At 50.8% G+C, this 24,280-nt stretch carries 22 protein-coding genes; 14 read left to right on the top strand and 8 right to left on the bottom strand.

What is annotated here, in order from left to right; all coding sequences use genetic code 11:
* Nucleotides 1-81 precede the first annotated feature (81 nt).
* The 3 genes from glnP to ybiO all read left to right on the top strand — a co-directional run bounded on the left by glnP (nucleotide 82) and on the right by ybiO (nucleotide 3,885).
* The gene (gene glnP / locus LVQ79_RS11650) at nucleotides 82-741 is read left to right on the top strand and encodes a glutamine ABC transporter permease GlnP (protein WP_151992767.1); all 660 of its coding nucleotides are present in this window, start codon (nucleotides 82-84) and stop codon (nucleotides 739-741) included.
* Nucleotides 738-1,460 carry a glutamine ABC transporter ATP-binding protein GlnQ gene (gene glnQ / locus LVQ79_RS11655; RefSeq protein ID WP_064517349.1) on the top strand — a complete coding sequence of 241 codons (723 nt, stop codon included), beginning with the start codon at nucleotides 738-740 and terminating at the stop codon, nucleotides 1,458-1,460. The genes glnP and glnQ overlap by 4 nt, the downstream gene beginning before the upstream one ends.
* Nucleotides 1,461-1,629: 169 nt before the next feature.
* Nucleotides 1,630-3,885, top strand: coding sequence for a mechanosensitive channel protein (gene ybiO / locus LVQ79_RS11660; protein WP_232865051.1), 2,256 nt, complete (start codon nucleotides 1,630-1,632; stop codon nucleotides 3,883-3,885).
* On the opposite strand, the gene rlmF is transcribed toward ybiO, so the two are convergent.
* Nucleotides 3,886-4,827, bottom strand: coding sequence for a 23S rRNA (adenine(1618)-N(6))-methyltransferase RlmF (rlmF, locus tag LVQ79_RS11665; protein WP_232865052.1), 942 nt, complete (start codon nucleotides 4,825-4,827; stop codon nucleotides 3,886-3,888).
* A 101-nt stretch (nucleotides 4,828-4,928) separates the two neighbouring features.
* Here rlmF and LVQ79_RS11670 point away from each other — a divergent pair, with 101 nt between their 5' ends.
* The 6 genes from LVQ79_RS11670 (at nucleotide 4,929) to ybiJ (ending at nucleotide 9,793) form a co-directional block, all read left to right on the top strand.
* Nucleotides 4,929-5,552, top strand: coding sequence for a flavin reductase family protein (locus LVQ79_RS11670; protein ID WP_232865053.1), 624 nt, complete (start codon nucleotides 4,929-4,931; stop codon nucleotides 5,550-5,552).
* A 178-nt stretch (nucleotides 5,553-5,730) separates the two neighbouring features.
* On the top strand, nucleotides 5,731-5,991 hold the full coding sequence (gene mcbA / locus LVQ79_RS11675) for a DUF1471 family periplasmic protein McbA (protein WP_034456479.1): 261 nt from the start codon (nucleotides 5,731-5,733) through the stop codon (nucleotides 5,989-5,991).
* A 362-nt stretch (nucleotides 5,992-6,353) separates the two neighbouring features.
* Nucleotides 6,354-7,340 carry a TRAP transporter substrate-binding protein gene (locus LVQ79_RS11680; protein WP_232865054.1) on the top strand — a complete coding sequence of 329 codons (987 nt, stop codon included), beginning with the start codon at nucleotides 6,354-6,356 and terminating at the stop codon, nucleotides 7,338-7,340.
* Nucleotides 7,341-7,412: 72 nt separating this feature from the next.
* Complete coding sequence (locus LVQ79_RS11685) at nucleotides 7,413-7,910, top strand: TRAP transporter small permease (RefSeq protein WP_232865055.1); 498 nt, start codon at nucleotides 7,413-7,415, stop codon at nucleotides 7,908-7,910.
* Entirely contained in the window at nucleotides 7,910-9,211 is a 1,302-nt protein-coding gene (locus LVQ79_RS11690) for a TRAP transporter large permease (RefSeq protein WP_232865056.1), read from the top strand. The genes LVQ79_RS11685 and LVQ79_RS11690 overlap by 1 nt, the downstream gene beginning before the upstream one ends.
* A 321-nt stretch (nucleotides 9,212-9,532) precedes the next feature.
* Entirely contained in the window at nucleotides 9,533-9,793 is a 261-nt protein-coding gene (ybiJ, locus tag LVQ79_RS11695; protein ID WP_120066057.1) for a DUF1471 family protein YbiJ, read from the top strand.
* A gap of 134 nt (nucleotides 9,794-9,927) precedes the next feature.
* On the opposite strand, the gene ybiB is transcribed toward ybiJ, so the two are convergent.
* Nucleotides 9,928-10,896: a DNA-binding protein YbiB gene (gene ybiB / locus LVQ79_RS11700; RefSeq protein ID WP_232865057.1), complete on the bottom strand. Its 969-nt coding sequence runs from the start codon at nucleotides 10,894-10,896 to the stop codon at nucleotides 9,928-9,930.
* 14 nt (nucleotides 10,897-10,910) lie between these two features.
* Nucleotides 10,911-13,070, bottom strand: a complete 2,160-nt coding sequence (gene dinG / locus LVQ79_RS11705) for an ATP-dependent DNA helicase DinG (protein ID WP_232865150.1) — start codon at nucleotides 13,068-13,070, stop codon at nucleotides 10,911-10,913.
* 167 nt (nucleotides 13,071-13,237) lie between these two features.
* On the opposite strand from dinG, the gene LVQ79_RS11710 reads away from it, so the two are divergent.
* From LVQ79_RS11710 to LVQ79_RS11720, 3 genes are all read left to right on the top strand, one after another.
* The gene (locus LVQ79_RS11710) at nucleotides 13,238-14,359 is read left to right on the top strand and encodes a ribosomal protein uL16 3-hydroxylase (RefSeq protein ID WP_232865058.1); all 1,122 of its coding nucleotides are present in this window, start codon (nucleotides 13,238-13,240) and stop codon (nucleotides 14,357-14,359) included.
* A gap of 70 nt (nucleotides 14,360-14,429) precedes the next feature.
* Nucleotides 14,430-15,185, top strand: coding sequence for a MerR family transcriptional regulator (locus LVQ79_RS11715; protein WP_232865059.1), 756 nt, complete (start codon nucleotides 14,430-14,432; stop codon nucleotides 15,183-15,185).
* Nucleotides 15,186-15,260: 75 nt separating this feature from the next.
* Nucleotides 15,261-15,368 (top strand): YohO family small membrane protein, encoded by a 108-nt coding sequence (locus tag LVQ79_RS11720; RefSeq protein ID WP_232865060.1) that lies wholly within the window; start codon nucleotides 15,261-15,263, stop codon nucleotides 15,366-15,368.
* On the opposite strand, the gene LVQ79_RS11725 is transcribed toward LVQ79_RS11720, so the two are convergent.
* The 5 genes from LVQ79_RS11725 to bglX all read right to left on the bottom strand — a co-directional run bounded on the left by LVQ79_RS11725 (nucleotide 15,349) and on the right by bglX (nucleotide 21,647).
* On the bottom strand, nucleotides 15,349-16,080 hold the full coding sequence (locus LVQ79_RS11725; protein ID WP_232865061.1) for an ABC transporter permease: 732 nt from the start codon (nucleotides 16,078-16,080) through the stop codon (nucleotides 15,349-15,351). The genes LVQ79_RS11720 and LVQ79_RS11725 overlap by 20 nt on opposite strands.
* Nucleotides 16,064-17,023 carry an ABC transporter ATP-binding protein gene (locus LVQ79_RS11730; protein ID WP_232865062.1) on the bottom strand — a complete coding sequence of 320 codons (960 nt, stop codon included), beginning with the start codon at nucleotides 17,021-17,023 and terminating at the stop codon, nucleotides 16,064-16,066. The genes LVQ79_RS11725 and LVQ79_RS11730 overlap by 17 nt, the downstream gene beginning before the upstream one ends.
* The gene (locus LVQ79_RS11735; RefSeq protein ID WP_232865063.1) at nucleotides 17,020-18,177 is read right to left on the bottom strand and encodes an ABC transporter permease; all 1,158 of its coding nucleotides are present in this window, start codon (nucleotides 18,175-18,177) and stop codon (nucleotides 17,020-17,022) included. Before LVQ79_RS11735 ends, LVQ79_RS11730 begins: the two co-directional genes overlap by 4 nt.
* Before the next feature lie 109 nt (nucleotides 18,178-18,286).
* Entirely contained in the window at nucleotides 18,287-19,198 is a 912-nt protein-coding gene (gene osmF / locus LVQ79_RS11740; protein ID WP_232865064.1) for a glycine betaine ABC transporter substrate-binding protein OsmF, read from the bottom strand.
* 151 nt (nucleotides 19,199-19,349) lie between these two features.
* On the bottom strand, nucleotides 19,350-21,647 hold the full coding sequence (gene bglX, locus LVQ79_RS11745) for a beta-glucosidase BglX (RefSeq protein ID WP_232865151.1): 2,298 nt from the start codon (nucleotides 21,645-21,647) through the stop codon (nucleotides 19,350-19,352).
* 193 nt (nucleotides 21,648-21,840) lie between these two features.
* Between bglX and dld the strand changes: the two genes are divergently transcribed.
* Together dld and LVQ79_RS11755 are read left to right on the top strand one after the other, a co-directional pair.
* Nucleotides 21,841-23,586: a D-lactate dehydrogenase gene (gene dld / locus LVQ79_RS11750; protein WP_232865065.1), complete on the top strand. Its 1,746-nt coding sequence runs from the start codon at nucleotides 21,841-21,843 to the stop codon at nucleotides 23,584-23,586.
* A 118-nt stretch (nucleotides 23,587-23,704) separates the two neighbouring features.
* Nucleotides 23,705-24,256, top strand: coding sequence for a GNAT family N-acetyltransferase (locus LVQ79_RS11755; RefSeq protein ID WP_232865066.1), 552 nt, complete (start codon nucleotides 23,705-23,707; stop codon nucleotides 24,254-24,256).
* Nucleotides 24,257-24,280: the final 24 nt, after the last annotated feature.

Here is a 24,280-nt window from a genome sequence, read left to right on the forward strand (position 1 = left end):
TCTAAAGTTTTATGAGTGACTCAGGGGCGACCATTTTCGCCCCTGCTATTTTTGAACCACGGTACACAATAGGAATGCATCATGGAGTTCGACTGGAGTGCCATTTGGCCTGCAATCCCGCTTTTGATTGAAGGCGCCAAAATGACTTTGCTGATTTCGGTCATCGGGTTGTTTGGCGGTCTGATAATTGGTCTGGTCGCCGGTTTCGCCCGTACTTACGGCGGCTGGATTGCCAACCACATCGCATTAGTATTTATTGAAGTGATTCGCGGTACGCCGATTGTGGTACAGGTGATGTTTATTTACTTCGCCCTACCAATGGCCTTTAACGACCTGCGCATTGACCCGTTCAGCGCCGCCGTCGTCACCATTATGATTAACTCCGGCGCCTACATTGCGGAAATTACCCGTGGTGCGGTGCTGTCGATTCATAAAGGTTTCCAGGAAGCAGGCCTTGCGTTAGGCCTGTCGAAGCGTGAAACCATTCGCCACGTGATTATGCCGCTGGCGCTGCGTCGTATGCTGCCGCCATTGGGTAACCAGTGGATTATCAGCATTAAAGATACCTCGCTGTTCATTGTTATCGGTGTGGCTGAGCTGACCCGTCAGGGGCAAGAAATCATTGCCGGGAACTTCCGTGCGCTGGAGATCTGGAGCGCCGTTGCGGTCTTCTATCTGATTATTACTTTGGTGCTGAGCTTCGTGCTGCGTCGCCTTGAAAGAAGGATGAAAATCCTATGATTGAATTTAAAAACGTCTCTAAGCACTTTGGTAAAACCCAGGTGCTACATAACATCGACCTCGATATCAAACAGGGCGAAGTGGTTGTCATTATCGGACCGTCAGGCTCAGGTAAATCTACACTGCTGCGTTGCATCAACAAACTGGAAGACATCACCAGCGGTGACCTGTTTGTTGATGGCCTGAAGGTCAACGACCCGAAAGTTGATGAGCGCCTGATTCGCCAGGAAGCGGGAATGGTGTTCCAACAGTTCTACCTGTTCCCACACCTGACTGCGCTTGAAAACGTCGCCTTTGGCCCGATTCGTGTGCGTGGCTTAAGCAAAGATGCCGCCGATAAACTGGCGAAAGAGTTGCTGGCAAAAGTGGGCCTCGCAGAGCGTGCACATCACTACCCATCAGAGCTTTCCGGTGGCCAGCAACAACGTGTAGCGATTGCTCGCGCGCTGGCAGTTAAGCCAAAAATGATGCTGTTTGATGAGCCAACCTCAGCCCTTGACCCTGAACTTCGCCACGAAGTGTTGAAGGTTATGCAGGATCTGGCTGAAGAAGGTATGACGATGGTTATCGTGACTCACGAAGTGGGTTTTGCCGCCAAAGTTGCCTCACGCCTGATCTTCATTGATAAAGGCCGCATCGCTGAGGATGGCAATCCGCAAGAGCTGATTGATAACCCGCCAAGCCAGCGCTTGCAGGAATTCTTGCAGCACGTTTCCTGATAACCTGTTGCGCTTATCCCCCTGCGTCAGCTTTGGCGTAGGTCGGATAAGCGCAGCGTCATCCGACACCAGTTCGACGTTCGCACCAGATAATTCCTGTTTTCCCGACCACAAACCCCCGCGCTCTATACTTATTCCTTTGTCTGACTTTTCAGTTCGGAGGAACGCCGTGCCGCTACTCTTGCTACTGCTGTGCATGTTTAGCTTTCAAACGCAGGCCGTCACTCTACCGGCTGCGGCTGTTGCCGCGTCTGCTCAACAGAACGCGACCACCCCGCCCGCTGAACCTAACCTTGAAGAAAAAAAGAAAGCCTATTCAGCCCTGGCCGATGTGCTGGACAACTCGCAGTCGCGTGATGAACTGATTGGGCAATTGCGCAAAGTAGCCGCCACACCGCCGCCTGATCCGGTGCCCGCTATCGTTCCACCAGAACAACTGAGTGAAGACAAAACGGTTCTTGAAAATGTGACCGATGTAAGCCGCCACTACGGAGGTGAGCTGGCCCAGCGCTTTGCCCAACTACACCGTAATATTACCGGTGCTCCACACAAGGCCTTCAATCAACAAACTTTTTATAATGCATTGACGCATTTTACGATGCTCGTCGTGAGCGTTTTTGCCTTTTATCTGTTGATTCGTGCCTGCATGACGCCTGTCTGGACGCGCATGGGCAAATGGGGGCGCAAAAAGAATCGCGACCGGTCGAGTTGGTTTCATCTGCCACTGATGATCATCGGTGCGTTTATCATTGATCTGTTATTGCTGGCGTTGACCATTTTCGTCGGGCAGATCTTTAGCGACATGATGAACGCTGGAAATCGCACTATCGCCCGTCAACAAGGGCTGTTTCTGAATGCTTTTGCGCTGATTGAATTCTTCAAAGCCATCCTGCGTTTAATTTTCTGCCCCCGCTTTCCTGACCTACGCCCATTTCCGGTGCCAGATCAAAGTGCACATTACTGGAATCTTCGCCTTGCGGGGTTAAGCAGCTTGATAGGCTACGGTATTTTGGTTGCGGTACCGATTATTTCTAATCAGGTAAACGTACAGGTAGGAGCGATTGCCAATGTGGTGATTATGCTCTGCATCACCCTTTGGGCTTTGTATCTGATTTTCCACAACAAACGCCAGATTCAGCAAAGTCTGATTCAACTAGCCGACCGCTCAATGGCGTTCTTTAGCCTGTTTATTCGTGCTTTTGCACTGGTCTGGCACTGGCTGGCGAGCGCCTATTTCGTTGTGTTGTTTTTCTTTTCGCTGTTCGACCCGGGCAACAGTCTGAAATGGATGATGGCAGCGTCTGTGCATAGTCTGGCGATTATCGGTATCGCGGCGTTTATCTCGGGCATGTTGTCGCGCTGGCTTGCGAAAACCATCAACCTTTCACCACAGGTGCAGCGCAACTATCCTGAACTGCAAAAACGCCTTAATGGCTGGATCTCCGCCGCCCTGAAAATGGCGCGAATTATGACGGTATGCGTGGCGGTCATGCTGCTACTAAACGCCTGGGGACTGTTTGATATGTGGGCGTGGATTTCCAACGATGCCGGTGAGAAAACTATCGATATTATTATTCGCATCGTGTTAATTCTGCTTTTCTCCGCCATAGGCTGGACTTTACTGGCAAGCCTGATTGAAAACCGCCTGGCGTCAGATATTCATGGTCGACCGATGCCCAGTGCCCGCACCCGCACACTGCTGACCCTGTTCCGTAACGCTCTGGCAGTAGTTATCAGCACCATCACTATCATGATTTTGCTTTCAGAAATTGGAGTGAATATCGCCCCATTACTGGCTGGGGCTGGCGCACTGGGTTTAGCCATTAGTTTCGGCGCGCAAACCCTGGTGAAGGACATCATTACTGGCGTCTTTATTCAGTTTGAAAATGGGATGAATACCGGTGACTTAGTCACCATCGGGCCAATTACCGGTTCTGTTGAACGCATGTCAATTCGCTCAGTAGGCGTGCGCCAGGATACCGGGGCTTACCACATCATTCCGTGGTCATCGATTACCACCTTCGCCAACTTTGTGCGAGGTATTGGTTCGTTTGTCGCCAATTACGACGTGGATCGCCAGGAAGATGTTGAAAAAGCAAACCGAATTCTGAAAGAAGCCGTAGATGAACTGATGGAACAGGATGACATTCGCAAGCTGGTGATTGGTGAGCCGTCGTTTGCCGGGATTGTTGGTCTAACCAACCAGGCCTTTACCGTGCGTGTATCATTCACCACCCAACCTTTAAAGCAGTGGTCGGTGCGATTTGCATTAGATGGGATGGTGAAGAAACACTTTGATGCGGCAGGGATTCGCCCACCGGTACAAACCGTGCAGGTTATGCAACCCGGCAGCGATGCCACTCAGGCGCTTCAGGAGTCACAGGCAGCAGCGGGAGCACTGCCACCTGCCAATCCCACTATCTGACTATTTGTAACGTGTAGCAGCCCAACGAGCGCGTTGTGCGTCGTTCATAAACGTCCAGGCGATGAAGCGGCTCTGCTTCTGACCCTGGGCCATCTCTTTCTTCACGACTTTCTCAACGCCCGCTTCCTGCAATGCGCGATAAATCAGAGGCAAATTCTCGCCACGAGAAACTAATGAGGTAAACCACTGCACTTGACGGCCAAATTCTTTACTTTCGTTAACCATCTGGGTGACAAAGGCTACTTCGCCACCTTCACACCACAACTCTTGTTCACGACCACCAAAGTTCAACGCACCATTTTTATCCTGGCCGAGGTTTACGCGTTTACGTTCGCTACCGCTGCGCGCAGCCTGCGCGGAGTCGTGGAACGGAGGGTTGCAAAGTGTGGCATCAAACATCTCATTTTTATGAATTACACCTGGAAGAATAGCGGTCGGCGTTTTCTGGCGACGCAGACGAATCAGACGTGACAGCCCTGGATTAGCATCAATAATCGCCGTGGCGCTGCGCATTGCTTCAGGGTCCACATCGGTGCCTGTAAAGCGCCAGCCATATTCATGCTGGCCAATCAGTGGATAAATACAGTTCGCACCAACGCCCACATCCAACACTGAAGCCTGAGATGGCACCACACCGCCGTTACCTTCAGCCAATAAATCGGCCAGATGGTGAATGTAATCAGCACGGCCAGGGACAGGTGGGCAAAGAAAACCGTCTGGAATACCCCACTCTTTCACGCCGTAGAAGTGCGCAAGCAGCGCCCTATTCAGCGCTTTCACCGCCATTGGATCGGCAAAATCAACCGTAGTATCGCCATGCGGGCCAGGGCGTAAAAATGCGCTCAATTCCGGGCTGCTTTGCGTCAGAGCAGGGAAATCATAACGGTTACGATGGCGGTTGCGTGGGTGCAGACCCGGTTTAGTGGTGTCAGGGGTTTTCATTGCGGCTTCTCCTTGTGTGGGCGCGTAAGATACTCTGTGAACCCTGCGGGGTAAATACGCCGCGTGATTTTCGCCTGAGATAAATCAACATAAGGTGCGCTATGTCTAAACGCTATTACTACGAACCTGCCGATGGGCATGGTTTGCCACATGACCCACTTAACGCCATTATCGGCCCACGCCCTATCGGCTGGATTGCTTCATATAACCAGCAGGGCGCGCGCAATCTTGCACCATACAGTTTCTTTAACTGTTTTAATTATCGTCCACCGATTATCGGTTTCGCCAGCAGCGGCTGGAAAGACAGCGTGTGCAATATCGTTGAGACAAAAGAGTTCGTCTGGAATCTCACCACCCGTGAACTGGCTGAACAGATGAATGAAACGTCAGCCTCAATACCCCACGGTGAGGATGAGTTTCTCCGCGCAGGGCTAACTGCCGTTGCAGGACGTAAAGTCAAAGCAAGCCTGGTTGCCGAAAGCCCGGTCAACTTTGAATGCCGCCTGTCGCAATGCATTCAGCTCACAGCTGCCGACGGTACGGCGATTGATACCTGGCTGGTGCTTGGTGAAGTGGTCGCTGTTCATATTGACGAGTCATTGCTAAAAGACGGTATTTACCAGACCGCGCTGGCAAAACCGGTGCTACGAGCGGGTGGGCCATCAGCTTATTACACGATAGATGAGACTCACCGCTTCGATATGATTCGCCCTGACGCGCGATAAAATCAGCAAAATCATGAACCTGTATCTCACTGATCTGTAAGTATTTCGTCAAGTTTTGTTGTTCAAAAAATAAGCACAAGTCCATCAGTTTTTTGCGGCTATCGTTTACCACATTGCACCTACACTTTTAGTGTTGATGGTTTTTTAATCATCCCCCAAAAGCAATGAGGATGTGATTATGAAAAAATTTCTGTATTTTTCTGCGGTTGTCACCCTTGCGGCATTACCGTTTGCAACCATGGCAGCCCAGGAATTGTCTGCGGGAAACACCGGTCAGCTTCGCCCCGCAGGAACAGTCACCGTCACCGGTGCAAGCAACCTTGACGATCTACAAACCAAGCTTGGAGAGAAAGCGAAAGAAGAAGGGGCAAAAGGCTTTGTTGTTAACTCAGCTAGCGGTCAGAACAAGATGTTTGGTAGCGCAACTATTTATAAATAGCCCCAACGGGTTATCCCGTGGGTATCAATGATAGCGGTTTCCTTTTTTGGAGACCGTTATTTTATTATTTATTATAAATTGCAATCATTCATACAACTTATAAATATAGTAATCCCGAGCTATCTACTCGATTATTCCTTACACTCCACCTCTAATAACCATGTAAATTCGCTTGTGAAATTAAAATCATTTCTAAAATAGAAAAAGAGAGTGAGCGAGGACACAAAAAATAGTAATACCGCGCTGGTTAAATAAAAAATGTGATGTTGGAACAGTATGGTTATCGGACAAATATCATAAGCTGTTATACAGCAATGTTTGACTCTACTCGTTTCTTAACATTTTTGCAGGGAGCAAAATCCATGAATCTTTTAACTCTACCTCGCCAATTACTTTGCGCTTCACTTATTACACTGTGTGCTACAGGTGCAAATGCTGCAGATAAGATAACCTTAAAACTCGCTCACAACCTGGAACGCAGCCACGTTGTACACCAGGCTTTTGAAGAACTTGCCAAAGAGGTACAACAACTTTCTGACGGCAATATGCGTATTCGTATTTATCCAAGCAGCCAGATGGGAAGTGCCAGAGAAACTCTGGAACTTTTACAAAATGGCGCACTGGATATGACCAAAGGTTCTGCGAGTGATTTAGAATCTTTCGACAACACTTACGCTATTTATAATTTGCCTTACTTATTTAAAGACCAGGCGCATTTTAATCGCGTGGTATTTGGTGAGGTAGGTAAAGAAATTATGGACTCAACAAAAGATAAAGGGTTCTTTGCTATTTCAGCTTATGTTGCAGGCACCCGTAGTTTCTATGCTAAAAAACCTATTACCAAACCTGAAGATTTAAAAGGGCTAAAAATTCGTGTTCAGGCAAGTCCAACCACACTAAAAATGGTTGAACTGATGGGCGGCTCGCCAACTCCTATTTCTTTCGGTGAAGTTTATACCGCCATGCAGCAAGGCGTGGTAGATGGCGCGGAAAATAACGTACCGTCATGGGTTCAGACACGTCATATCGAAATTGCCAAAGTGTTCTCCGAAGATGAACACACCTCCATTCCAGACTTCCTGGTTATTTCGACTAAAACCTGGGCCAAACTCTCGCCCGAGCAGCAACAAATCTTGATTAACGCCGCGAAAAACTCCGAAGCTTACCAGCAAAAACTGTGGGAAAAAGTCGATGCCGATTCGCGTGCCCAGGCTAAAGCAATGGGTGCAACTATCTTGAGCGTTGATAAAGCTCCATTCCGTGCTGCAGTAAAACCGCTTTATGACGACTTTGCTAAAGATCCAAAACAGGCGGCTTTGCTGGCTAAGTTTGAATCCGCTGCTGAGTAATTTAGAGCTGCAAGTTTCAGCGGGTGATAAGTCATCGCCCGCTCGTCCAGGTTAATTTTCAGGTATGTAAACATGATACTTAAGCCCATAAAGCTTGCGGTAGACCGGACTATTGCCACTTTTTCGGTGTTGGTGATGATCGCTCTGGTTCTCTGCGTAGTGTGGCAAGTTTTCAGCCGCTATGTACTAAACCAGCCCAGCACCCTCACCGATGAACTGGCGCGTTTTCTGATGATTTGGGTCGGTCTTTTAGGTGCGTCCTATACCGTTGGCGCACAACGCCATCTGTCCATCGATTTTCTTGCGATGATGCTGCCAGACCATAAAAAGCCGCTGCTCGGCATTCTCATCAACACACTGGTGTTGCTGTTCTCGGGTGCGGTTATCGTCAACGGTGGCTTGAAACTGATTGAAAAAACCTTAGCCACTTCGCAACTCTCAGCAGCGTTACAAATCCCGATGGGATATGTCTACATTGTGCTGCCATTAAGCGGGGCAATTATGATGTTTTACTCGCTCTATTTTATCCTGACCGACGCTCACACTCTGGTCAGCAAGGAAGGGAAATAATGGAAACTTATATCGCCCTCACCTTATTTGGTGCGTTCTTCGTGCTGGTCTTTATCGGCGTTCCGATTTCATTTGCGATTGGCATTGCCACCGTTTCTTCAATGCTGCTGATGTTCCCGTGGGATGTGGCGATTATCACCGTTTCACAACGCCTCGCCAACGGCCTGGATAACTTTGCTCTGCTGGCAATTCCGTTCTTTATCTTTGCCGGAACGCTGATGAACAGCGGCGGCATAGCCATCCGCTTAATCAACCTCGCGCAAATAATGGTTGGGCGCATTCCAGGTTCACTGGGCCACGTTAACGTGCTGGCGAACATGATGTTTGGTTCCATTTCCGGTTCGGCTGTTGCTGCTGCGGCGGCTGTTGGCGGCACGCTTTCGCCGATTCAAAACAAAGAAGGCTATGACCCGGCGTTTTCTACGGCGGTCAACGTCTCATCCTGTATTACCGGATTGCTGATCCCGCCTTCTAACGTGCTGATCGTTTTCTCGCTGACGGCGGGTGGCGTATCGGTAGCCTCATTGTTTATGGCCGGTTATTTGCCGGGCATATTAATGGGCCTGTCAGTCATGTTGGTATGCTGGATTATCTCCAAACGTCGTGGCTATCCGGTATCAGCGCGTCCAACCTGCGCACAAGCAGCCAAAGCGTTTCTCGATGCGCTGCCGAGCTTGTTGTTAGTTATCATCGTTATGGGCGGGATTCTGGGCGGCGTCTTTACCGCGACAGAAGCCTCAGCCATCGCGGTGGTTTACACCTTTGTGCTCTCGGTGCTGATCTACCGCGAAGTGAAATGGCGTGATTTACCAAAGCTGATCCTTGATTCAGTGGTCACAACATCCATTGTTCTGCTGCTGATTGGTTTCTCGGTGGGCATGTCCTGGGCGATGACCAACGCGGATATCCCGTACATGATCAGCGACACGCTGATGGGCATTTCCGATAACCCGCTGGTGATCCTGCTGCTGATCAACATTGTGCTGCTGATTGTCGGCATCTTCATGGATATGACGCCAGCGGTGCTGATCTTCACGCCAATCTTCCTGCCAATTGCGCAAGATTTGGGGATGGACCCGGTTCATTTCGGCATCATGATGGTGGCAAACCTGTGCGTCGGCTTGCTGACCCCGCCGGTGGGTAGCGCGCTGTTTGTCGGTTGCTCCATCACTGGAGTTAAAATCCAGAACCTCATTAAACCGCTGTTACCCTTCTACGCTGCCCTGTTCGTCTCACTGATGATGATTACCTACATCCCGGAAATTTCCCTGTTTATTCCTAAACTTCTGGGATTGATGTAAACCATCGATAAAAAACGGCTTTCGGGCCGTTTTTTATTTTTCACTCTTAAAATAGCGCGCAAGCGATTGCAGGACAGACCAGATGCGTGATGGCAAAAAAAGTAGCAAAAGATGCGAAAAGCGAAGCGGGATCTGTGTTACATAAATAGAGATGATAATTCGCGTGCTAATCATTACTCATTTCAATGAGTTAGCTTAGCTTCAAAAATTTTGAATAAGGTGGTCAATTCTATTCGATTTATTATTCTGCTCAAAAGTGTGACCATAATCACATCGACGGAACAACGTCACTTTAAACAGAATAACCTGCGAGAATTAATTATGAAAACCATCAAATATGCTGTAGCCGCTATCGCCCTGACCACTCTTTCTTTCGGTGCAATGGCTGCACAATCTATCAGCGCTGCTGATGCTCAGAACATGAACAAAATCGGTGTAGTTTCCGCTGATAACGCAACCACTCTGGATGGCCTGGAAGCGCAACTGGCTTCTAAAGCAGAACAAGCTGGCGCAAAAGCGTACTCAATCACTTCTGCTAACACCAACGGAAAAATGAGCGGTACTGCGGTTATCTACAAGTAAGACTGCTGTATTGCCCTGATACACCCTCATTTTGGAGCTCTGCTCCACCCTGTTTGACTCTGTTATGACCCTTGTTGCCCGCGACCATTTATCGCGGGCTTTTTTTTGTCGTTTTTCTGTCAAACAACCATGAATCAGAAGACCTGATTAACGCGGGTTAAACCTTCCTCATATGTCGTAGCTTCACCCGTTGCCACAAGACAACATGCCATTTGTATTTTTAATGACTGCGGTACGGGTTCAACGCCTGCAACGCAACGTTCAATCCAGCGGGCGGTCACTTCCGGGTCTTTTCCAGCAGGCAGCACCACTTCTTCATCGCTGACTTCCGTCTGGCGTTCACTCACTACGCGCGAACCGAGGCTGTCGATAAGCGTAATCTGCGGGCAGCGTTGCGGGTTGGCATACACCTCCCCTTCTGTTCCATGCATCAGCAAGCCACGGCCGCCAATATCGGCAAAGAATTTTGCTACTTTCGGGACATATTCAGGATGGGAAACACTGGCAAGACGTAATGCGGCATCTTCTGCAAATGGAGTCGCCAGTTTGGCAAGTGTATGAGCGCTATTTCGTACACCCATACGCCAGCGCATCGCGAGCTGATCTTCCATCGGAGGGCACAGCGCACTGACAGGAATATAAACCGGGTGATGTAAATCTAGTTTAGCTTGCGCCTGACCCGCATGTAACGTTGGTTCAATGCCCATCAGTGTAAAAATGGTTTCAGTTAATACACGCGTTGGGTCATGGCTAACACCGTGTACTACCACTGGAAATCCAAGGCGATTAAGCAGAATAGCCAACAATGGCGTGAGGTTCGCCTGTTTGCGCGCGCCATTGTAAGAAGGAATAACAATTGGCATTGGTTTGTTCGCTGGAGGCGTAAGTGTAATCATGTGGTGCTTCATCGCGTCATAGAAACCGAGCATTTCCGCCTCGCCTTCCCCTTTGATGCGCAATGCAATCAGCACCCCACCCAGCTCCAGTTCTGGAACTTCACCTCTGAGCATATGGGCATATAAGCCACGAGCGGTGTCAAAATCCAGATCGCGAGCATGGTTCTTACCGCGCCCGACTTCTTTAATGATCTTACGGTAATCCACTCAGATTCTCCTTTCTATTTCTTGCTCACACGTTTGCGCCGCACCGTCTTTTTCGGCGTGGTATCAATCAGTTTAGCTGCTGGCGCCTCGGGTTGACTGATCGGAAACACCGGTAACGCACCCAGTAAACGTTGACCATAATTTTTGGTCAACAGGCGGCGGTCATAAATCACTACCTCACCATAACAGCCATGGCTACGAATTAAACGTCCAACTTGTTGGATAAGATTAAATGAAGCACTGGGTAAACTCTGTACTTCAAAAGGATAGCGTTTCAGGGTTTTTAACCATTCACCCTCAGTGAGCACCACTGGGCTGTCGATAGGCGGGAAAGCGATTTTATGGATGTGTACCTGACTGAGTAAATCACCCTTTAAATCAAGCCCTTCAGCGAAGGATTGTAAACCAACCAGCACGCTGGTTTCGCCCTGCTCAACGCGTTTACGGTGCAGCTCCACCAGTCTGTAACGGGGCATATCCCCCTGCACCAGTAATGTCAGGCGCAAATCGGTGACATGCGTCAGGAATACCTGCATTGCACGGTTGCTGGCAAATAGCACCAGCATGCCTTTGTGTTCGCCTTTCGCCAGTTCGGCACGGAAAAATGCAGCCATCTCAGCCAAGTGTTGAGCTTCATTTTCCATAGTTGGCTCAACGGTTAACTGCGGTATAACCAGCTTGCCCTGCTCGACATGGTTAAACGGGGAATCCAGCGCAATAAAACGATCGCCCGCATCTTCATCCAGCCCGCTCATCTCTTGCAGTCGGTCAAATTTATTCAGCGAGCGCAACGTTGCAGAGGTCACAATCACATGTGGAACGTTGCGCCAGACCAGTTTTTCTAACTGATCGCAAACACGAATGCCCACACAATGGAAATACAGATGTGGCTGCCCTTCACGGATTTCTCGCGTCACCCACTTCGACACAGGTGCTCCCGATGCCTTTTCCATTGCCGAAAGCCGCCACAGTTTGCTCTGCGTTTCGAAATAGCCTAACGCCCGGTTCATGTGCAGCAGTGAACGGTGCAAACGCACAATATCGTGCGTTCCGGTTTTTTCGCCAAGATCGTTAAGCAAGGCCTCCGACAGGCTGCGCAGCCCTTCCATCAGCTTTGCCAGCCGCTTGCAAATCACCATAATTTCTTCGGGCAGCACGCCCATTTCAAAACGATGCTCGGCCTCTTTTTCGCCCGGCAACCACAATGAAACAATGCTGTTAAATGAGCTGAGCAGCTCAAAAATTTCGTCGCAATGATTGGTCAAACGTTCTGGATTGGTCAGCGGCGGTGGACTTTTTGGGCGAAACTGCGCCATGCAGGTTTCGACCAGTTTGGTGAAGAGATCGAACTGCAAACGGCTATAACCCGGCGTGACTTCGGCACTCATTTCCAGCGCGTCACGCGCCACATCCGGCAGATGGTGGCCTTCATCTAAAATCAGCAGCAGGTTTTTGGCTTCAGGCAGCACCGCATCACTTTCCATCGCGGCCATCACCAGAGCGTGGTTAGCGACCACCACTTCGGCATCGTCTATTTCACGGCGAGCCACAAAAAACGGGCATTCACGATACCAGTGGCAATTGCGCCCCAGACAACTGGCTTTGTCAGTGCTTAAGCGCCGCCAGAGATCGTCTTCAATATTTTGCGAAGTGTGGTCACGCAACCCGTCCCATTTATAGGCATCAAGATCGGTTTTCAGTTTTACGCAACGCTGCTGTTCATCTTTGCTGGTCGGCGCCATCTCGTCTTCGAGAAAAGCCAGCAAATCGCCCTGTGAGGCGTTGTCTGTTGCCAGAGCGGCAAGATTGCGCGGGCAAACGTAACGCCCACGGCCAAACGCGGCGGTAAATTTCAGATCGGGAATAATTTTGCGCAGCAGCGGCAAATCTTTGCTGAATATTTGATCCTGAAGAGCCACGTTTGCCGTGCTGACCACCAGCGTTTTTTGCTCGCCGCGTGCAATAGCGATACCGGGGATCAGGTATGAAAGCGTTTTCCCCACGCCGGTAGGAGCCTCAATCGCCAGATGACGCCCCGCTTCACCCGCGAGCGTTTTCGCCACTTCGGCAATCATTTGCCGTTGCGGTGGGCGCGGAATAAAGTCCGGGATCTGCTGTTGTAGCGCCTTATACCAGGCGGCGATTTGCTCTTTTTGAGCGGAGGACAAGGCCATAAAAACCACTTTTACTGTATAAACAGCCACTATTGTCCCACTTTTTACCGTGAGGCTGTATTGTTTTTTCTAAGCCCTCTTACCGCTTGCCTTGACTCATGACAAGGCGGCCAGTAGCCGCTCTTCTCTATAATCGAGCCCGTTTATCCACCACTGGTATCAAAAAAATGGATTATCAACTTAATTTAGACTGGCCTGAGTTCTTAGAGAAATACTGGCAAAAAAAGCCGGTCATCTTAAAAAATGCGTTTCCTGATTTTGTCGATCCGATAACCCCGGATGAGTTAGCCGGTCTCGCTATGGAAGCTGAGGTGGATAGCCGACTGGTTAGCCATACCAACGGTCAGTGGCAAGCAGCCAACGGTCCTTTCGAGCATTTTGACAACCTGGGCGAAACCGGTTGGTCATTGCTGGCACAGGCTGTAAACCACTGGCACGCGCCATCTGCTGAACTGGTGCGCCCATTCCGCGTATTGCCAGACTGGCGTTTAGACGACCTGATGATCTCTTTCTCCGTACCTGGCGGCGGTGTTGGTCCACATATCGATCAGTACGATGTGTTTATTATTCAGGGCATGGGTAGCCGTCGCTGGCGCGTGGGTGACAAACTGCCAATGCGCCAGTTCTGCCCACATCCTGCGTTGTTGCATGTTGATCCGTTCGAGCCAATCATTGATCAAGACCTGGAACGTGGCGATATTCTGTATATTCCACCGGGCTTCCCACACGATGGCTTCACTCACGAAACTGCACTCAACTATTCCGTCGGTTTCCGTGGGCCAAATGGCCGCGATTTGATCAGTAGTTTTGCTGATTACGCGTTGGAAAACGATCTGGGTGGCGAGCACTATAGCGATCCTGACTTAACCGTCCGCGAACATCCTGGCAAAGTTGAAGGTTACGAACTTAATCGCCTGCGTGACATGATGATGGAAGTCATCAGCCAGCCAGAAGATTTCAAACAGTGGTTCGGCCGCTTTGTTACCACACCGCGCCACGAACTGGATGTTGCTCCGGCAGAGCCGCCATATCAGCAAGATGAAATCCTTGATGCGTTACTGGGCGGTGAAAACCTGACTCGTCTGAGCGGTTTACGAGTGCTGAATGTTGACGGTGAGTTCTTCGTGAATAGCGAAGCAATGGAAGCACCTGTTCCGGCAGCAGCGGACGCATTGTGCCGTTACACCACACTTGGTCAAACAGAACTGGGCGACGCGTTAGAGAACCCGGAATTTGTTAACGTGCTGACTGAGCTGGTAAATCAGGGCTACTGGTATTTCGACGACTAAATAGTTCTCCAAAGTTATCGTCACTGACTACAGTTATACGGGGGCTTCCCGGGCAGACAGTGGATTTAACATGGCGCTTTATACCATCGGTGAAGTGGCTGTGCTTTGCGATATTAACCCCGTGACGTTGCGTGCCTGGCAACGACGTTACGGGCTATTAAAACCTCAGCGCACGGATGGCGGGCATCGCTTGTTTGATGATGACGACATCGAACGTATCCGTGAAATCAAACGCTGGATTGAAAACGGCGTTCAGGTCGGCAAGGTGAAAGCCTTATTGGGCGGCGAACTCCAGGATCTGGATAGCGGCTGGCGTGAACGCCAGGAACTGCTGCTCCACCATTTGCAAAGCGGCAGCCCGAACCGATTACGTACCTGGATGGCTGACATTGGCCGTGATTATCCCGCAGAAACCCTCGTCCATCAGCTTTACACTCCCCTTCGTCGCCGCCTGCAATGCCATCAAGTCACATTGAATACTCTACTGAGCCTCCTGGATGGCGCACTGATCAACTACATTGCACTGTGCCTTGCCTCGGCGCGTAAACGCAGCGGCAAAGATGCGTTACTTGTAGGTTGGGACACGCCCGATACCACGCGCTTGTGGATGGCTGCTTGGATGGCAATCCAGCAGGGTTGGCGCATTGATGTGCTGGCCCATCCACTCCATCAATTGCGACCTGAGCTTTTTGCTCAACAAACACTGCTGGTGTGGTGTGGTGATACACCGACGCCCAATCAGCTCGACCAACTGGAGCTTTGGCGCTGTGCAGGACTGCAAATTTTCCCACTAATGAGCAACGGACAATCGACTGAACGCGCATAAGGCAAAGTTAATAGTTCATTAACAAGCCCGCTTCATCTTATAATCGTCCGCGTAACGTATGGAGCGGACATAAAGATGAAACTAAGTAAAATAGCCTTGGTGGGCGGCATGCTGGTAATGGCTATCGGCGGAATTGGCGGCGTGGTGCTGATGGGTTATATCGTCATCCTTCATAACGCGTGATATAGCGCAAAAGACGCTCAAACAGGCGGTCAATAACAATTGCCGCCATCGCAACCAGCAGAGCCCCCTGAATCACATAGGCGGTGTTAAAACCGCTCAAACCAATGATTATCGGCGAGCCCAGAGTGCTGGCACCAACGGTTGATGCAATCGCCGCAGTCCCAATATTAATAATCACCGAAGTACGGATCCCTGCCAGAATCACCGGTGCTGCCAGTGGCAACTCAACTTTTCTCAACATCTGCCAGCGGCTCATCCCGGCGCCCAATGCAATCTCTTTAGTCGCTTCCGGCACTGAGCCAATTCCAGCCAATGTTCCTTGTAAAATCGGCAGCAAGCCATACAGCACCAGGGCGATAATCGCAGGCTGCTGACCAAACCCCATCACTGGAACCGCAATAGCCAGTACCGCTACCGGAGGAAATGTTTGTCCTGCAGCCGTAATGGTTTCAACCAGTGAACGGAATTCAAGCCCTGCCGGGCGAGTCACAACAACACCCAATCCGACGCCTACGAGAATCGCCACTACGCTTGAAACTCCGACCAGCATGAAGTGTTTTAACGCCAGCGCAATAAAACTGTCTTGCTGATAAAGCGGCCTTTCCAGCTCTGGAAACAGCCAACTGAACAATGCGCTGCTGTATGGCATCAACACCAGCAGTGCCATAAAGAGTGCAATCAGCCAAAGTAGCGGGTCACGTAACAGGCGCATTTTCACCTCGCCGCTCTTCAACACCCACTAAATCACTAAAATGCAGTACGCCACAGGGTTCACCTTGCTGATTAACTACCGGCAACTGTTGGCACTGGCGGTCAACAAACAACGATAGTGCCTCACGCAATGTGATGGTTTCACCGATCGGTTCGCCCTCTAAACGTTCCTGCGTTCGTACGCGATCCGCAACATGGCGCAACGATAGCAACCGCACGCCTGATTCGCTTCGACCAAAGAAGTCGCGCACAAAATCTGTCGCCGGGTGAGTTAACAGCTCCAGCGGCGTACCTTGCTGAACCACCTTTCCCCCGTCCATTAGCACAATGCGGTCAGCAAGCGTCAACGCTTCGTCGATATCATGCGTCACCAGCACGATGGTGCGTCCAAGCAGTTGGTGGATGCGAATAATCTCCTGCTGAAGCGCACCGCGTGTTACCGGGTCCAACGCACCAAACGGCTCATCCATCAGTAACACTTCCGGGTCGGCCGCCAGCGCTCGCGCTACCCCCACACGTTGTTGTTGCCCACCGGAAAGTTGATGTGGGTAACGGTCACGAAATTGATCAGCTTCCAGACCGAGTAAAGCGAGTAATTCGTCAATACGCGCACTGATACGTGCTTTCGGCCATTTAAGCAGTTGCGGAACGGTGGCAATGTTCTGCGCAACGTTCCAGTGAGGGAAAAGCCCAATAGACTGAATCGCGTACCCCATACGACGGCGTAGCACTTTGGCGTCAAAATTGCGGATCTCTTCTCCGGCAAAGCGAATGCGCCCGGTATCGTGTTCAACCAGGCGATTAATCATTTTAAGCGTGGTGGATTTGCCGGAACCGGATGTGCCAATCAGTACCGTAAACTCGCCTTCCTTGATGTTAAGCGACAAGTCACTCACAGCGGCTTCGCCCTGGAAGAACTTGCTGACATTTTCAAATTCGATCATGGCTGTTTTTCCTCAAGTAATGAGATAAACAGTTTAAAAAGCGCGTCGAGGATGACCGCCAGCGCGATAACCGGGATCACACCAAGCAAGACCAAATCCAGCGCACTACTGAGTAATCCCTGGAAGATAATTGCCCCAAACCCACCGGCACCAATTAGCGCTGCAATCACCGTCATACCAATGGTTTGCACGCAAACCACACGCAAGCTACGCAGCAAAACTGGCAACGCCAGCGGTACTTCCGCCCGCCAGAAAATCTGCCAGCGCGACATTCCCATGCCCTCAGCACTTTCAATAATATTACGTGGAACATGCTGCAAGCCTGCTACAACACCACGCACCAACGGCAGCAATGCGTATAACACCAGTGCAATGAGTGCCGGAGCCACACCAATCCCGCTCACGCCAAGTGAGCCGAGCCACGGAGCTAACTTAACAAGCCCTGCCAGAGGCGCAATTAACAGCCCGAACAGTGCCACAGACGGTACCGTCTGAATCACATTAAGCACGGAGAACACCGGAGACTGCCAGCCCTGACGGGTGTAGCACAGCACGCCCAGCGGCACGCCAACCATCAGGGCGGGTAGCAAAGTCCCTGCCAATAAAGCCAGATGGCGAGTTAGCGCATCATCAAACACATCCTGGCGGTTGGCATACTCTTTAAGCAGCGAAAGATCGGCAAAGTACCCGCTCCACAGCAGCGCTACCGGTGCGATCCAGACCTGCAAATTGAGCAGTAAACGCCAGAGCGCATTGGGTGTCAGACGGTTGATGGTATCGGCACAAAGCAGCAGGCACAGAGTTAAAGACAGCCATAGCCCGCTACCGGGAGACGTTCGCGCAAGCGCGTTCCCTTGTTCAGCAAATTGCGAGGCGGTGTGCCCCGTCACCCACAAAATGGCGATAAAAAACAGCTCGCCCGTGATAAGCGTCAGTGTTAATGACAGTCGCCGGGAAGGTGCCAGAGTCAGGCATGCCAGAATAAGTACTGGAAGAGAGAGAATCAGACCAACATGTTCAGGAAGCCGACTAAGCGCGATAGATTCCCCGGAAACCAGGCGGTTAGGCGCAAAGTTGATAAATGGCAGAACTGCGCCCGCTACCACCAGCAAAATCACCAGCAGCAACAGAACGCGATTATGAATTTTGAGCAAACAGACATCCTGTAATTATTGTCTTGCCGGATGGCGCTTGCGCTTATCCGGCCTACTTCAACCTGTAGGGTGGATTAGCGTAAGCAACATCCACCAGAAGATCAGCAACCTACTTCACGAAGCCTTTTTGCTTCAGGTAATCAGCAGCCACTTTTTTGGCATCCAGCCCTTCCACCGCAATGCTGGCGTTAAGCTGTTGCAGTGTTTTCTCATCAAGTGATGCAAACACCGGTTTTAGCCACTCGTCCATCTGCGGATAAGCCTTTAGCACCGCTTCACGTACAACAGGCGTTGGCGCGTAAATTGGCTGCACACCTTTTGGATCGCTCAACGTCTGCAAACCCAGAGCCGCCACCGGGCCATCAGTACCGTAGGCCATTGCCGCATTCACCCCAGAGGTTTGCTGCGCAGCAGCTTTTATGGTCACAGCCGTGTCGCCGCCAGCCAGCGAGAGCAGTTGCGGCTGTTCAAGTTTAAAGCCATAGGCTTTTTCAAAGGCAGGAAGCGCATCGGAGCGTTCGATAAATTCAGCGGAAGCCGCAAGTTTGAATTCACCGCCTTTTTTCAAATAAGCGCTGAGATCGTCAAGTGAGGTGAGTTTGTTTTTTTCGGCCAGATCCTTGCGCACCGCAATGGTCCAGGTGTTGTTCGCAGGAGCAGGCGTTAACCACACCAGGTGATTCTTTTCGGCATCGAGTTTTTTGACTTTCTCATAGCCCTGCTGCGCATTTTTCCACGCGGCGTCTTTTTCATCTTTGAAGAAGAATGCGCCGTTGCCGGTGTATTCCGGGTAAATATCCAGTTCGCCTGCGGTAATCGCCCCACGCACCACTGGAGTTGTGCCCAACTGCACTTTATTGACGGTTTTCACGCCGTGGCTGTCCAGTACCTGCAAAATGATATTGCCGAGCAACGACCCTTCGGTATCAATCTTCGAGCCGACTTTGACAGGCTCTGCGGCCTGCGCCCCTGCGGCTAACAATGCTAACCCTGCCATGCTCCAACGCGCTGCTAAGTTCATCGTGCTTCCTCGCTGTTTTTCTTTGCTTAAAAATCATGGAGTCGCAAAAGTTTAGACGAATTTTGAGAGGTTGGTACAACGAGGCGGGCAGAATAAGAAAAGAGCCGGAAAACCGGCTCTTTATTTGGGATTAGATTCAAGGACGAAGGGATTACTTCAGTTCAAACTCGCCCTGCTTAACGCGGGCAGAATCCAGCCCGATGAACACATTAAACTTGCCAGGCTCGGCAATGTGTTTCATCTGCGCATTCCAGAACTTCAGCCCTTCGACATCAATCGGGAAGCTTACGGTCTGGGTTTCGCCAGGTTTGAGTGAGACTTTCTTAAAGCCTTTCAGCTCTTTCACCGGGCGACTCATCGACGCCGTCACATCCTGCAAATACATCTGCACCACGGTTTCGCCTGCGCGGTCACCGGTGTTTTTCACTTCAACAGAGGCTTCGACTTTGCCATCCGCTTTCATTGATGGTGCAGACATTTTCACATCAGATACGCTGAAAGTGGTGTAGCTCAGGCCGTAACCGAATGGATACAACGGGCCGTTGGCTTCATCAAAGTAGCGTGAGGTGTATTTGTTTGGTTTTTCTGGATTGTACGGGCGACCGGTGTTCAGGTGGCTGTAGTAAGTCGGGATCTGCCCAACAGAACGTGGGAAGGACATCGGCAATTTGCCTGACGGGTTGTAATCGCCAAACAGAATGTCGGCCACCGCGTTACCGCCTTCAGTACCGCTATACCAGGCTTCCAGCAGCGCATCGGCTTGTTGATCTTCTTTGACCAACGCCAACGGGCGACCGTTCATCATCACCAGCACCAGCGGTTTACCGGTGGCTTTGAGCGCGGCAATCAAATCACGCTGGCTTTGTGGCAGCACCAGATCGGTACGACTTGAGGCTTCGTGCGCCATCCCCTGAGCTTCACCAACAACAGCAACCACCACATCGGCAGATTTCGCAGTATTCACCGCTTCGTCGATCATCTCTTTGGCAGAACGTTTATCTACCGAGACAGCTGGTTCATACTGATTAAGGAAATCAACAATACCTTTGTCGTCAGTGACGTTTGCACCTTTAGCGACCACGATTTTAGCGTTTCCGCCAACCGCAGTTTTAATGCCCTGCAAAACGGTGACCGTCTGGTCAGCAACGCCTGCGGCAGACCAGCTACCCATCATGTCGCGTTTGCTATCAGCCAACGGGCCAACCACGGCAATGGTGCCAGATTTTTTCAGCGGCAAAGTTTGCAAGCGGTTTTTCAGCAACACCATGCTTTCACGTGCAACTTCGCGAGCATCTTTACGGTGCAGGCGGCTTTCAGCGTTGGTGTCTTGCGGGTCGGATTCTTTCGGCCCTAAGTGGCTGTACGGGTCATTAAACAAGCCCATATCGTATTTCACGTTGAGCACATGGCGCGCGGCATCATCAAGTTCAGCCATTGGCACAGCACCACTTTTCACCAACTCCGGTAAGTACTTGCTGTAGTACTCATCGCTCATACTCATGTTGATGCCGGAGTTCAACGCAATACGTACCGCATCTTTCGGGTCACTCGCCACACCGTGTTTAATCAGCTCTTTAATGGCACCGTGGTCTGAAATGGTAATGCCTTTAAATTTCCACTCATCACGCAGAAGATCTTTAAGCAGCCACGAGTCGGAAGATGCCGGAGTGCCGTTCAGGGAATTCAGTGCCACCATCACACCGCCGCTGCCTGCATCCAGTGCGGCTTTGTACGGAGGCATATAGTCGTTGAACAACCGCTGCGGGCTCATATCAACGGTGTTGTACTCTTTGCCACCTTCAACTGCGCCATAGGCCGCGAAGTGTTTCACGCTGGTCATGACCGAGTAACGGTCTGCCGGGCTTTTGCCCTGCATCGCTTCAACCATGGTACGACCCATGATGGAAGTCAGGTAAGTATCTTCACCAAAACCTTCGGAGACACGGCCCCAGCGCGGGTCGCGCGACACATCCACCATCGGCGCCCAGGTCATGTTCAGGCCGTCGTCTGCGGCTTCATAAGCCGATACACGCCCTACCGTTTTCACGGCATCCAGATTGAAGGAGGAGGCTAAACCGAGGCTGATTGGGAACACTGTACGTTGACCGTGAACCACATCGTAAGCAAAGAATAATGGGATTTTCAGGCGGCTAAGATCCATCACCTGATCTTGCATAGTGCGGATATCATGACGAGTCACGGTATTGAAAATCGCCCCGACTTGCCCATCTTTGATCATCTCGCGAATGGCTTCTTTCGGGTTATCTGGCCCAACACTGATCAATCGTAACTGGCCGATTTTCTCGTCGGTGGTCATTTTCTTCAGCAAATCAGTGACGAATGCGTCACGCGCTTCCGGGGTTAACGGGTGTGGACCAAACATTTCATTAGCCAGCGCGGGTTGCAGCGCAAGGCTAACTGCAATACTTACAGAACAGAGCCATTTCATCGACATTACTCTCTTGCTCAAGCCGCCACAGAGGGCCGCACGAAGTGATAAGACGTGCAGTGTGCCACAAGGTTACTGCTGTAAGAAGTGTCGCCTCGGTGTTATCTGCTGATTTTCCGGACGTTTAAGACGATTCATTATCGATTTGCGAGCTATGCTTGTAGTCGTCAATATTTTCCCAAGGAGCGGATAAATGTCTAACCCTACACCATCCCAAAAACAAACATTCATAAATGAGCTGAACCGTCTGGTGGGCAGCCAACATGTGTTAACCGATGCGGCAAAAACGGCGCGCTATCGTAAAGGTTTTCGTTCCGGCCAGGGCGATGCGCTAGCGGTCGTTTTCCCTGGCACATTGCTTGAGTTATGGCGTGTTCTGAGCATTTGCGTAAGCACCGACAAAATTATTCTGATGCAGGCCGCAAATACCGGTCTGACGGAAGGCTCAACGCCAAATGGCAACGATTACGACCGCGAAATTGTCATTATCAGCACCCTGCGTCTGGATAAATTGCAGCTGTTAGATGGCGGAAAGCAGGTGCTGGCCTTCCCTGGAAGTACGCTATATCAGCTGGAAAAAGCCCTTAAACCGCTGGGCCGTGAGCCGCATTCAGTGATTGGTTCATCGTGCATTGGTGCGTCGGTGATTGGCGGGATTTGTAATAACTCCGGCGGCTCTTTGGTTAAACGTGGCCCGGCATATACCGAAATGGCGCTATACGCCCGTATTGATGAACAAGGCAAATTAACGCTGGTGAACCATCTGGGTATCGATCTGGGTGTTACGCCTGAACAGATCCTTGGCAAGCTCGATGACGAGCGTGTGAAGCCTGAAAATGTGCTCCATGACCAGCGCCAGGCATCCGATAAAGATTACGCCGAGCGCGTGCGTGATGTGGATGCTGACACACCATCACGCTTTAACGCCGACCCAAGCCGCCTGTTTGAAGCCTCTGGCTGCGCTGGAAAGCTCGCAGTATTTGCTGTGCGCCTCGATACTTTTGTGGCAGAAAAACAAAACGAAGTGTTCTACATCGGTACCAATAAACCGGAAGTGCTGACTGAAATCCGTCGCCACATCCTGGCTAATTTTGAAAACCTGCCGGTGGCGGGCGAATACATGCACCGCGATATTTACGATATTGCCGAAGTGTATGGCAAAGACACCTTCATGATGATCGATAAACTCGGCACCGATAAAATGCCGCTGTTCTTTACCTTGAAAGGTCGCACCGATGCGTGGATTGAAAAAGTCCCGTTTATAAAACCCCACTTCACTGACCGCGTATTGCAACGCCTGAGCGGCTGGAGCCCAAGCCACTTACCACCACGGATGAAAGAGTGGCGCGGTAAATATGAACACCACCTGTTATTGAAGATGTCTGGCGAAGGTATTAGCGAGGCCCGTAACTGGCTGGAGAGCTATTTCGAGCAGGCTGAAGGCGGCTTTTTCGTCTGCACACCAACCGAAGGGGCGAAAGCCTTTTTACACCGTTTTGCAGCGGCCGGTGCAGCAGTACGTTATCACGCCGTACATGCCAACGAAGTGGAGGATATTCTGGCACTCGATATTGCCCTGCGTCGTAACGACCAGGAATGGTTTGAGCAACTACCGCCAGAAATCAGCAGCCAGATTAGCCACAGCCTCTATTACGGCCACTTTATGTGCCATGTTTTCCATCAGGATTACATTGTTAAGAAAGGGGTTGATGCACATGCATTGAAGGAGCAGATGCTTGAGTTGCTGCGCACGCGCGGTGCGCAATATCCGGCAGAGCATAACGTTGGGCATTTGTACGAAGCGCCGGACAGCTTAAAACAGTTTTATAAGGCCAATGACCCAACCAACAGCATGAACCCTGGGATTGGTAAGACCACAAAGCGAAAATGGTGGGAAGAGCAGGCTTGTAGCCATACGCATCACCACGATCCCCATTAAGTGAAACTGTCAACTGCCAGAACCCGGGCTGTTTTTTGCTTGTTTTTCGTACTAAATTAAAATGCGAAAAGTGGTGTGAGCTCATGCCACTTTGATTTTTTACGTACAGGAGCGAGAAATGTCAGTCCTCGAAACAATGCCGTCCGCTCGGATACAGGTTCGTGATGCCACTAACGATGATATCCCATCCATCACTGCTATTTATGAATGGCATGTACTGCATGGCCGGGGTTCTTTTGAGGAAATCCCCCCGACACAAGCTCAAATGGCTGAACGGATGCAAGCCGTTCGCGCTCAGGAGTTGCCGTGGTTGGTGGCTTTGCATAGCGGCATTGTGGTGGGTTATTGCTACGCGACGGTTTATCGTCCGCGCCCTGCTTACCGTTTCACGCTTGAAGATTCTGTTTATATCGACGCCAGCATGACAGGGCAAGGTGTAGGGCGTGAGTTATTGACTATGTTGATAGAGCGCTGTGAGCAAGGCCCGTGGCGGCAAATGGTGGCGATTATTGGCGATGGTGAAAACAACACGGGTTCGTGTCATCTGCATAAGCAGTTGGGTTTTGAAGTGGCCGGGTTGTTGCGAAGTGTGGGGTTCAAGCTCGGCGCATGGCGCGATACGTTGATTATGCAGCGTCCGCTCAATGATGGAGATCGGACGCTGCCCTGATACACGTCATACTTCAAGTTGCAG

Source organism: Buttiauxella cochleicola, from assembly GCF_021282405.1.
GTDB classification, from domain to species: Bacteria; Pseudomonadota; Gammaproteobacteria; order Enterobacterales; family Enterobacteriaceae; genus Buttiauxella; species Buttiauxella massiliensis.